The following is a 10,529-nucleotide window of genomic DNA, read 5'->3' as shown; positions in this document are numbered from 1 at the left end:
TGCGGTTTCATCGTATGCGAACAACATGGTGGAAACCTTGCAGCCCCCACGCTTTGGAGCAGGCCAACAGCCTGTAAAACCTGCGCATTCCGGTCGCAGGCTGGCCGCCGCGTTCGACTTCGCCACCACGAGCCATTTTCGCGCCATCGTGTTCCTGGTGCTCTGCGGCATCGTGCTTTTCCTGCCCGGCTTCTTCAATATTCCGGCGATCGACCGGGATGAGGCGCGTTTCGCGCAGGCGACCAAGCAGATGGTCGAAAGCGGCGATTTCGTCGACATCCGCTTTCAGGACGACGTCCGCTACAAGAAGCCGGTCGGCATCTATTGGCTGCAGGCCGCCGTGGTCGAAACCGCCTCATCGCTCGGCCTGCCGCGGGCGCAGTTGCGCATCTGGCTCTACCGGATTCCCTCCCTGATCGGCGCCATCGGCGCGGTTTTGTTGACCTACTGGGCGGCGCTCGCCTTCGTCACGCGGCGCGGGGCCGCGCTGGCGGCGCTGATGATGTGCAGTTCCGTCCTGCTCGGCGCCGAAGCCCGGCTCGCCAAAACGGACGCGATGCTGCTGCTGACCGTTGTCGCCGCGATGGGGGCGATGGCGCGGGTCTATCTGTCCTGGCAGCGCGGCGAGGACCCGGTGCATCCGTCCTGGAGCGCGCCCGCGATATTCTGGACCGCGCTGGCCGGCGGCATCCTGCTCAAGGGGCCGCTGATCCTGATGTTCGTCGGCCTGACCATCCTGGCGCTTGCGATCCTCGACCGCTCGGCGGCATGGCTGTGGCGGCTGCGCCCGGTCTGGGGCCTGATGTGGACGCTGGTGCTGGTGCTGCCATGGTTCGTCGCCATCTTCTGGCGCGCGGGCGAGGCATTCTTCTCCAATTCGCTCGGTGGCGACATGCTGAACAAGCTCGGCGCACAGGAATCCCATGGCGCGCCGCCCGGCCTCTATCTGCTGCTGTTCTGGGTGACGTTCTGGCCGGGTGCGGCGCTGGCCGGGATGGCGGCGCCGGCAGTGTGGCGCGCGCGGCGCGAGCCCGGCGCGCAATATCTGCTGGCGTGGCTGGTCCCGTCCTGGATCGTGTTCGAACTGGTGCTGACCAAGCTGCCACATTACGTGCTGCCGCTCTATCCGGCGATTGCGATCCTCACCGCCGGCGCGCTGGAGCGTCGCGTGCTGTCACGATCATGGTTGCGGCGCGGTGCGGCATGGTGGTTTGTCGTTCCGGCGGGGGCATCCGTGATCGCCGTCATCGGCGCCATCAAGCTGACGCATTACCCGGCTTTTCCGGCCTGGCCCTTCCTGGCGGCGGCGATGATCTTCGGCCTGATCGCGTGGTGGATGTTCGAGGACAGCCGCGCCGAGCGCTCGCTGCTGAATGCGGTGGTCGCGGCGATGTTCCTGGCGGTTGGAATCTACGGCATCGTCATGCCGTCACTGACCACCATGTTTCCGAGCGCCGAGGTCGCGCGCGCGCTTCGCAACGTGGTCTGCGTCGGGCCGAAAGCCGCCGCGGCAGGTTTTCACGAACCGAGCCTCGTCTTCATGACCGGCACCGGCACGCTGCTCACCGACGGATCGGGCGCTGCCGATTTCCTCGGGCAGGGCAGTTGCCGCTTCGCGCTGGTGGAATCGCGCACCGAACGCGCCTTCGTCCAGCGCGCCGAAGCCATCGGGCTGCGCTACAACGTGGCGAAGCGCATCGAGGGCTATAACATTTCGCAGGGCAAGGCGATCTCGATCGCCATCTTCCGCTCGGAAGGCACGGAGTAAGATGGCCGCGAGCCCTGCTGTCGTCGAATCCAAAAACTATCTTTCGCGCTTCGGGACGCTGGCGTGGCTGTCGCTGGCGCAGCTCGTGCGCTCGCCGTCGCATTCGCGCCGCGCCGAGGCGGCACGGCGGGCGGCGCGACACGCGTTGTGGCTGTCGGCTGGTCTTGGTGCAGCGATCATCGTCCTGATGTACGCGATCGACGCGTGGGAAATCGCCCAGATGCCGAAACGCGGCACGCCGTCGCTGTGGTGGGTCCGCATTCTCACCGATTTCGGCAAGGACGAATATGTGCTGGCGGTGCTGGGGGGATTGCTGATCGCGGTCGCGATCGTCTCGCCGGCCTTGCGCGGCATCCAGCGCTCGCTGCTGCTTGGCCTCGGAACACGACTGCAGTTCATTTTCTGCGCGGTCATCGTGTCCAATCTGGTCACCGAAGTGCTGAAATATTGTATCGGCCGCGGCCGGCCGTTCGTCGGCGGCGAGGCCAATGCCTTTCACTTCTCGCACTTCGCAGGCAACCCGGCCTATTATAGCTTTCCGTCCGGCCACGCCACGACCGCCTTTGCGCTGGCTTTCGCTGTGTCGGTCGTCTGGCCCAAGGCTCGCGTTGCGATGGCCGTCTATGCCATCGTCATTGCGGCGACCCGTCTGGTGCTGGTCGCCCACCATCCGAGTGACGTGGTTGCCGGGGCACTGGTCGGCGTCATCGGCGCGATGTTCGTGCGTTACTGGTTTGCGGCCCGCCGGCTCGGGTTTGCGATCCAGCGCGACGGCACCATTGTGTCCCTTGTAGGGCCCTCGTCCGGGCGCCTCAAAAGGGTTGCCCGCGGCGCTTTCGCCCCATAAAAGCGGACGCCGCCAGGCGGCCGATATGCCCGATTCCGGGCCTTTCCAAACCAACCAGATGAGTGCCGATTTGACTACTTCCGACAGAGGTGCTGTCGCCGTTTCCATCGTTGTGCCGGTGCGCAACGAAGCGGAGAACGTCGCGCCGCTGGTTGCGGAAATCATCGGCGCGCTCGATGGCCGGTGGGTCTACGAGATCATCTATGTCAATGACGGCTCGACGGATGCGACCGCCGAACGGCTGGCTGATCTGATGAAGCAGCACAATCAGCTCCGGCAGCTGAAACATGCCAACTCTTGCGGGCAATCGGCGGCGGTGCGCAGCGGGGTGCGGGCCGCGCGCGGCGCCATCGTGGCCACGCTCGACGGCGACGGCCAGAATAATCCGGCGTTCCTGCCCGACCTGATCTCGGCGGTCGAAAGCGGCGGCGGCCGCGTGGGTCTTGTGGCGGGCCAGCGGGTCGGGCGCAAGGACACCGGCTTCAAGAAGCTGCAGTCGAAAATCGCCAACGGCGTGCGCAAGGCTATCCTGAGCGACGGTACCCGCGACACCGGCTGCGGGCTGAAGGCGTTTCCGCGCGAGGTGTTCCTTTCGATGCCATACTTCGACGGACTGCATCGCTTCCTGCCGGCGCTGGTGCGCCGTGAAGGCTTCGACATCGCCTATGTCGACGTTGTCGACCGTCCGCGCCATTCCGGCGTATCAAATTACGGCTTCTTCGACCGCCTTTGGATCGGGATCATGGATCTCGCCGGCGTGTGGTGGTTGATCCGCCGCAAGAAGTCCACGCCCGCTGTCACCGAGGTTTTCTGATGTTCATCCAGTTCGGGCAGGCGCTCGGCGATTATCTCTACGACGTCTTCGTCGCCAAATTCGACTTCTGGTTGGCTTTCGGCCTGGTCGCGCAATTGCTGTTCACCGCGCGCTTCCTGGTGCAGTGGATCTCGAGTGAGCGCGCCGGGCGAAGCGTGATACCGATTGCGTTCTGGTTCTTCTCGATGGGCGGCGGGCTGATGACGCTGATCTACGGTATCGCCAAACGCGAGCCTGTGATCATCGTCGGCCAGTCGATGGCCACGATCATCTACATCAGAAACATTATGCTGATCGTCAAGCATCGCGGCAAGGCGTCGAAAACGCTGGATCGGTGATCAGGAGCGGCTGGGCGCCGGTGCCGGCAGTGCCGTCAGATCGCTCTCCGTCGAGCGATAGGCGGCCAGTTCGCCCGCGGCATCCAGCACGGGATAGGCGACTGAGCAGATGTGCGAGTGGATGCGCCTGAGGTCGCGCAGCACGTCGAGATGGAGCGAGGTGGTCTCGATGGTTTCGGGCCGGCCTTCGCGCAAGCGGTCGAGATGCCGTTCGGTCGCGGCCAGTTCGGCATTGCGCAACGCCGCCTTCTCGACCAGAAGCTTTCGCGCCTCGTTGACGTCGCCGGACATGAAGACGCCGAACGCGATCCGAAGCGAATCCATGGTGCGCTTGTGGAAGGCGGACAGCTCCTCGGCGCCTTCGACCGAGAACTGGAAGCGGCGCTTGATCTTCTTGGTTGCGAGCTCGCTCAGATTCTTGTCGATGATGTCGCCGATATGCTCGAGGTTGATGGCGAAGGAGACGATCTCCATTGCCCGCTGTCCCTCGCGCTCGTCGAGACTGCCGCGGGTGAGTTTTGTGACGTAGAGCTTGATCGCCTCGTCGAGGCTGTCGACGCTGTTGTCCATCTGCGAGACCTGGTCGACCAGTGCCCGGTCGTTGGTCATCATCGCCGCCATCACCTTGCGCAGCATGATTTCGACGTGATCGCCCATATGCAGGGTCTCGCGGGCGGCATCGGCCAGCGCGAGCGAGGGCGTCTCCAGCGCGCTCTCGTCGAGATAGCGCGGCCCTGACGCATCGGCCTCCTTGACGCGCTCGGGCAGCAACCTCTTCAACAGCCGCGCCATGCCGTCGAGCAGGCCGATGAAGAGAGCTGCGGTCGCAACGTTGAAGGCGATGTGGAACAGGGCGGTTGCCTTGGCTGCATCCGGCTGCCACGAGATCAGAAGGTCCGCGATCGGCTGCAGGAACGGCGCCACCAGCAGGATGCCGGCGAGCCGGTTGACGAGGTTGCCCAGCGGCAGGCGGTAGCTGGCGGGATTGTCGCGGCGCGCGCCTTCGACGATCGGATTGATGGCGCTGCCGAGATTGGCGCCGAGCACGAGCGCCAGCGCCGCGTAGGGCGTGACGAAATGCGCATAGGCCAGCGACATCACCAGCAGCACGCTGGCGACGCTGGAATGCACCAGCCAGGTCACGATCGCGGCGAACAGGATGCAGAGCACGGGATCGCCGGTGATGGCGTTCATGAACACGCGTACGCCCGGCGCATTCTCCGCCGGCGCCAGCGTATTGAGCAGGATGTGCAGCGCCAGCAGCATCAGGCCGAGGCCGATAAAGACGCGGCCGATGTCCTTGACACGCGAGCGCGGCCCGCTGCGGAAGGCGACCAGGCCGATGATGAACAGCACGGGCGCCACGGCCGAGATGTTGAACGACAGGATCTGCACGATCAGCGTGGTGCCGACATTGGCGCCGAGCATGATGGCGAGTGCGGGGACGAGGCTGACGAGCCCCTCCGATGTGAATGAACTCGTGATCAGCGCTGTGGCGGTGCTGCTTTGGAGCAGGGCGGTGAGACCAAGGCCGGCGCCAAAGGCGGTGAAGCGGTTGCTCAGCGCCTTCGCCAGCAACAGGCGCAGATCGGGTCCGAACGCGCGCAGGATCCCGCTGTGGACCATGTGCAGGCCCCACAGCAGCAACGCGACGCCGCCCATCAGGTCGAGAAGAACCAGACTTCCCATGCGCTTTTCGTTCCGCCAAATCGAGTCGAGGGGTCAGGCTATCGCCTAACGAGGGGGGATCAACCCTTTAATTTGCCGAAAATTGCGCCGCGCAGGCACGTTCGAAGAGCTCGGCCTTCAGCCAGGGCGCCGGGTTCGGTAAACGGAGTTCGAATGCAACCGTTATATTGCGAGCCGTTGCGATAGGCCAATTCCAACAATTCTTCGGTAAAGCTGGTGCACCAACGGGTGGATCACATCTAACAAGGCCAGGGATCGAAATGTATGCGAATCGCCGCAGCAGCGAACGACGGGCGTGCAGAAGCTTTGCAAAAATACAGTTCGCGACCGGCGGGTTGCCGCGCGATTGCATGATTTCCGACGTGTCGGATGGCGGGGTGAAGATCATCGCCGAATATCCCGAAATTCCTTCCGAATTTACGGTGATCTTTTCGGAGGGCAGGCCGCGTCAGTGCCGGCTGGCCTGGCGGATCGGCTGCGAACTCGGCGCGCAATTCGTCGACTAGGCTGCTCGGCGGCGTCGGTACAGGACGGCGCAAGCGCCTGGCCGGCGCGTAGCGCGCCGCAAAGGTCACGGATTACCGCAAACATGGGTGAACTTAACCTGAGCTTAGGGTTAAGCTGTGAGTGTTCCTGGACAGTTCCCGCCGTGAGTCCAGGTACATGCGACAGAAGTTGCTCCATCCGTCCCGCCTTGCGCGACTTCTCGCGTGCGCTTCGACCCTGATCCTGGCGTTGGGGCTTGGCGCTTGCCAGACCTCGGGACTATCGGACATTACCGGTTCGATCGACGAAAAGGCTGACACCGGCCGCGCCAGCGATCCGCGCCGCGACGTCGAGCTCTACCAGGAACGCTATCGCGCCAATCCGAAGGATACCGACGCGGCGCTGAAATACGGCAGGGCGCTGCGCGCGACGGGACAGCGGTCGCAGGCGGTTGCGGTGCTCGAACAGGCCTCCATCGCCAATTCCGGCAACAGGCTGCTGCTCGCCGCCTATGGCCGCGCGCTGGCGGACAACGGCAATTTCCAGCAGGCCTTCGACGTGCTCGGCCGCGCCCACAGTCCCGACGATCCCGATTGGCGGCTGCTCTCGGCGCAGGGCGCGACACTGGATCAACTCGGCCGATATGAGGAGGCGCGGCAATATTATGCGAGCGCGCTGAAGATCGCGCCCGACCAGCCGTTGGTGCTGTCCAATCTCGGACTGTCCTACGTGCTTTCGAGGGACTTGCCCAAGGCCGAGGAAACGCTGCGCCGCGCCCACGGCATTGCGGTGACCGATCCGCGCGTGCGCGCCAATCTGGCGCTCGCGGTTGGCCTGCAGGGCCGTGTCGCCGATGCTGAAAAGATAGTGAAGGCCGACCTGCCGCCCGCCGAGGCTGCAGCCAACGTCGCGCTGTTGAAACAGATCCTGTCGCGGAAGGAAAAAGAGAACGCGCGGGCAGAGGTCGGGAAAATGCCGATCGCGGCCGCCGGACGCGCCGACTAGGCGTCAGCGCTCAGGGCGCTGCCGCCGTCGTTGTTTGCTCAGGCCCTGCGAGCCTTCGTGCCCTGCAGTTTCTTGATGATCGGCTCCAGGAACGAGACCCGGGATCGCTTGGTCACGGCATGGCCGGTCAGGCGCTGCGCCATCTGCAGGAACATCGCGGTGGTGCGATGCTTGGCGGAGATCTGCGCGATCATCTGACCGTTATTGGCGGCGGTGCCGAACATCTTTGAATCGAACGGAATGGCGGCGATCGGCTGGCTCTCGATCGCCTTGGCGAATTCGCGCGTGGAGATCTCCGGGCGCTTGTGCATGCCGACCTGGTTGAGGCAATAAAGCGGCGGGCGGTCGTTGGGCCGCGCCGCCTTCAGCACGTTCAGCATGTTCTTGGCGTTGCGCATGTTGGCGAGATCGGGCTCGGCCACGATCAGAATGTCGTCCGCGCCGACCAGCGTGCGCTTGGTCCATGCCGACCATTGATGGGGGACGTCGAGCACGATGCAGGGGGTGGTCATGCGCATCGTATCGAAGATCGCATCGAACGCATCGGCGCCGAAATCATAGACCTGGTCCAATGTTGCCGGCGCCGCCAGCAGATTGAGGCGGTCGGTGCATTTCGCCAGCAGGCGCTCCATGAAGGCGGAATCCGGCCGTTCCGGCTGGAACACGGCATTGGCGATGCCTTGAACCGGATCCTGGTTGTAATCGAGGCTGGCGGTGCCGAAGGCAAGGTCGAGATCGATCACGACGGAATCGAGCGCGAGATCGCGCGCGATCGCCCAGGCCACGTTGTGCGCGACGGTGGAGGCACCGACGCCGCCCTTGGCGCCGACCACGGCGATGATGCGGCCGACGGCCACGGCCTCGGAGGCCGCGTAGAGACCGCAGATTGCGCGCACGACGTCGATCGGTTCGACCGGTCCGGTCACGTAGTCGCTGACGCCGCGCCGCACCAGTTCACGATAAGGCGTGACGTCGCTGGCGTTGCCGATCACGACGACGCGGGTTCCGGCGTCGCAGACGGTCGCGAGTTCGTCGAGTCCTTCGAGGATATCGCTGCCGGGCTCGGTCTCCAGCACAATGACGTTCGGCGTCGGCGCCGTGTGATAGGCCTCGATGGCGGCGGCCAGGCCGCCCATGTGCACCGAAAGGTGGGCCTTGCCGAGACGGCGGTCTTCGCTCGCCGCGCGCGCCGCGGTTGCGACCGCGACGCTGGCGCAAAAGGCCTGTACCGATACGCGTGGCGCAGGCGAGATGTATTCCTCGGGCTGCGCCGGCGTGTCGTCGATTTGATCGTCGGAGTTTTGAAAGACGCGGCTGATCATTTGCCTGTATCGCTGAGTTTGGCTTTGTCGGATTCGGGATAGGTGGTCGTTGTCGCAGTGCCCTTGCGGTATTTTTCGAAGGCGGCATCGCGGCGCGGCGTATAGGCGGGGCTCTCGGGACGTGGCTGTTCGAGATCGGCGGGATTGTCGATCATCGCAGCAAGGTTGCGCTGGGTGGCGCAGCCGAAATTGTGGTACGAGCGATTTTCATTGTAGGCGACGTTGTCGATGTTCGGTCCGAGGTCTTGCGGCCACAGGCCGCAAGGTCCCGCCACGGCCGTGATCTTCGGATAGCTGAGCCTGATCGTCGGCAGCGTGCGCGGATCTTCCGGCCGATAGTGACGCATCGTGATGGCGCGCGAGGGCACGCCGCCCGCCATCAGCACCGACCGGATTTCCTGGTACGAGGCCGCGGCCGCGCGCGCATTTGGCGTATCGATCGGGACGTCGGCGATGATGGCGCCGGTGCCTTCACGTACCCAGGTTTGCGCCAGGCCGATGACGTCTGTGCGTTGCGACCCGGAGAGGCCGCCGCGGGCATGACCGACGAACACCACGATGGAGCGGTTGGCCTCGGTCACTGCTATCGGATGCCGGTGGCGATAATCATCGGACACGCTGGCGGTCACGATTTCAGTGGTCTGCGGCGTGCAGGCGCCGAGCGCCGCCGAGAGGCCGAGGAGGGCGCCAAGCATGTGCAAGGCCTTGTTGCGGTGGAGCGGAATTCTCGTTGTCATGGTTCTGTCCTCGTCCCCACTCGGTGAACAGCTCTGCGTCTTAATCAATGATGAAGCCGAAATTGCCCTGGATTCCGCCGACGGGATCGACGCGGGCGGCAACGCCGTAAATCCGGTTGATGCGCCCGAGCAACGCGGACTGCGAATCGGACGCCGGCGCGAAGCCGTCATCGGGCCGCGACAGTTCTTTTTGCGCGACCGCGCGGACGACGTAGGGTGTCACGAGAACCATCAGTTCGGTCTGGTTGTTGACGAAGTCCTGGCTGCGGAACAGCGCGCCCAAAACCGGCAATTGATCGAGCCCCGGCAGCCCGTTGACGGCCTGCTTGGTCTGCTCCTGGATCAGGCCGGCCATCGCCACCGAGCCGCCGGAGGGTATTTCCAGCGTCGTCTCGGCACGGCGGGTCTTGATCGAGGGAATGGTTGTTCCACCGGGACCGCCAGTCAAAGCGTTTTCGGTCGAGACTTCCGACACTTCGGTCATCACCCTAAGGCTGATCCGTCCCTCAGCCAGTACGACCGGCGTGAAGTTGAGCGAGATGCCAAATTTCTTGTAGGTGACCGTTTGGACGCATCCTCCGATAACGCCCGACGTCGACGTTTGGCAGCTCACGCCGGCCGGAATGGGAAATTCGCCGCCTGAGATAAACGTTGCGGATTCGCCTGATATCGCCGTCAGATTGGGTTCGGCGAGCGTCTTCACGACACCGGCGCTTTCCATTGCGCGCAGGGTAGCGGTGACCGATGGCAGACCGGCTTTGTTCAAAGCCGCCGCGGCCAAGCCGTTCTCGGGCACGAGCGGTGCACTGTTGGCGGTGAACGGATTGTTGTTCTTGAAAACGACTGCCGCGGTGCCGTAATTCATACTGGCACTGAGATCGACACCCAATTGCTTGACGATGTCCCGCCGCACTTCCGCGACGGTGACCTTGAGCATCACCTGGTCGCGACCGCGAACGACGATCGAGTTGACGACCTTGTCAGCGCCGCCGACCAGCCGCGCGGCGACTTCGCCCGCCTGCTGGGCTTCGACCGGGCTCGATACCGAGCCGGTCAGCAACACGCTGTCGCCGACGCCCTCGATCTGAATCCCCGGCATCGCCTGCCGCAGCGCGGCCCGCACGCCGTTGAGGTCACGCTTGACCGCGATGTCGTAGGAGGCGACCTGCTGGCCGTCGGCGTCGAAAAACACGACGTTGGTCTGGCCGACCGCGCCGCCGATGATATAGGCGCGTTGCGAGGAACGAACGACGGCGTTGGCGATCTTCGGGTCGGCGACCAGCACGTCCTTCACGTCGCGCGGCAGGTCGACGACCACGGATTTGCCGATGCCGAGCGACAGGAAGCGCATCTTGACCGGACCGATGGCGGAGGTCGTTACCGGATCCTTCTCGGGTTCGGCTGCGACGACGGGCAGCAGCGGAGCGAGCGTCAGCGCAGCGACGGCCGACAATAACAGGGTGCGCGCCGCTACGGTTCGCATCGCTGACTGATTTTCCCAAAACTTCATCTCGGGCGTCCTT

At 64.4% G+C, this 10,529-nt stretch carries 10 protein-coding genes; 6 read left to right on the top strand and 4 right to left on the bottom strand.

Going from position 1 to position 10,529, the window contains the following annotated elements:
- Positions 1 to 25: 25 nt before the first annotated feature.
- The 4 genes from C7G61_RS25555 to C7G61_RS25540 are packed head-to-tail and all read left to right on the top strand — an operon-like array spanning position 26 to position 3,767.
- Positions 26 to 1,768: an ArnT family glycosyltransferase gene (locus C7G61_RS25555; RefSeq protein WP_108519446.1), complete on the top strand. Its 1,743-nt coding sequence runs from the start codon at positions 26 to 28 to the stop codon at positions 1,766 to 1,768.
- 1 nt (position 1,769) lies between these two features.
- Positions 1,770 to 2,615: a phosphatase PAP2 family protein gene (locus C7G61_RS25550; protein WP_108519445.1), complete on the top strand. Its 846-nt coding sequence runs from the start codon at positions 1,770 to 1,772 to the stop codon at positions 2,613 to 2,615.
- Between the two features lie 58 nt (positions 2,616 to 2,673).
- Complete coding sequence (locus C7G61_RS25545; RefSeq protein WP_108519524.1) at positions 2,674 to 3,429, top strand: glycosyltransferase family 2 protein; 756 nt, start codon at positions 2,674 to 2,676, stop codon at positions 3,427 to 3,429.
- The gene (locus tag C7G61_RS25540) at positions 3,429 to 3,767 is read left to right on the top strand and encodes a lipid-A-disaccharide synthase N-terminal domain-containing protein (protein WP_108519444.1); all 339 of its coding nucleotides are present in this window, start codon (positions 3,429 to 3,431) and stop codon (positions 3,765 to 3,767) included. Before C7G61_RS25545 ends, C7G61_RS25540 begins: the two co-directional genes overlap by 1 nt.
- On the opposite strand, the gene C7G61_RS25535 is transcribed toward C7G61_RS25540, so the two are convergent.
- On the bottom strand, positions 3,768 to 5,456 hold the full coding sequence (locus C7G61_RS25535; RefSeq protein WP_108519443.1) for a Na/Pi cotransporter family protein: 1,689 nt from the start codon (positions 5,454 to 5,456) through the stop codon (positions 3,768 to 3,770).
- A 260-nt stretch (positions 5,457 to 5,716) separates the two neighbouring features.
- Here C7G61_RS25535 and C7G61_RS25530 point away from each other — a divergent pair, with 260 nt between their 5' ends.
- Both C7G61_RS25530 and C7G61_RS25525 read left to right on the top strand, forming a co-directional pair.
- Positions 5,717 to 5,962 (top strand): PilZ domain-containing protein, encoded by a 246-nt coding sequence (locus C7G61_RS25530; protein WP_108519442.1) that lies wholly within the window; start codon positions 5,717 to 5,719, stop codon positions 5,960 to 5,962.
- 157 nt (positions 5,963 to 6,119) lie between these two features.
- Positions 6,120 to 6,947 carry a tetratricopeptide repeat protein gene (locus C7G61_RS25525; protein WP_108519441.1) on the top strand — a complete coding sequence of 276 codons (828 nt, stop codon included), beginning with the start codon at positions 6,120 to 6,122 and terminating at the stop codon, positions 6,945 to 6,947.
- Positions 6,948 to 6,985: 38 nt separating this feature from the next.
- On the opposite strand, the gene C7G61_RS25520 is transcribed toward C7G61_RS25525, so the two are convergent.
- Genes C7G61_RS25520 through C7G61_RS25510 form a run of 3 tightly spaced genes read right to left on the bottom strand, consistent with a single transcriptional unit; the run spans position 6,986 to position 10,489 of the window.
- Entirely contained in the window at positions 6,986 to 8,269 is a 1,284-nt protein-coding gene (locus tag C7G61_RS25520; RefSeq protein WP_108519440.1) for a CpaE/TadZ family protein, read from the bottom strand.
- Positions 8,266 to 9,006, bottom strand: coding sequence for a CpaD family pilus assembly protein (locus C7G61_RS25515; protein ID WP_108519439.1), 741 nt, complete (start codon positions 9,004 to 9,006; stop codon positions 8,266 to 8,268). Before C7G61_RS25515 ends, C7G61_RS25520 begins: the two co-directional genes overlap by 4 nt.
- A gap of 40 nt (positions 9,007 to 9,046) precedes the next feature.
- Positions 9,047 to 10,489: a type II and III secretion system protein family protein gene (locus C7G61_RS25510; protein WP_244608464.1), complete on the bottom strand. Its 1,443-nt coding sequence runs from the start codon at positions 10,487 to 10,489 to the stop codon at positions 9,047 to 9,049.
- Positions 10,490 to 10,529: the final 40 nt, after the last annotated feature.

This window comes from Bradyrhizobium algeriense (assembly GCF_003062295.1).
Lineage (GTDB): Bacteria > Pseudomonadota > Alphaproteobacteria > Rhizobiales > Xanthobacteraceae > Bradyrhizobium > Bradyrhizobium algeriense.
The sequence above is the reverse complement of the archived record's forward strand: the minus strand, read 5'-3'. Positions and strand labels throughout refer to the sequence as shown.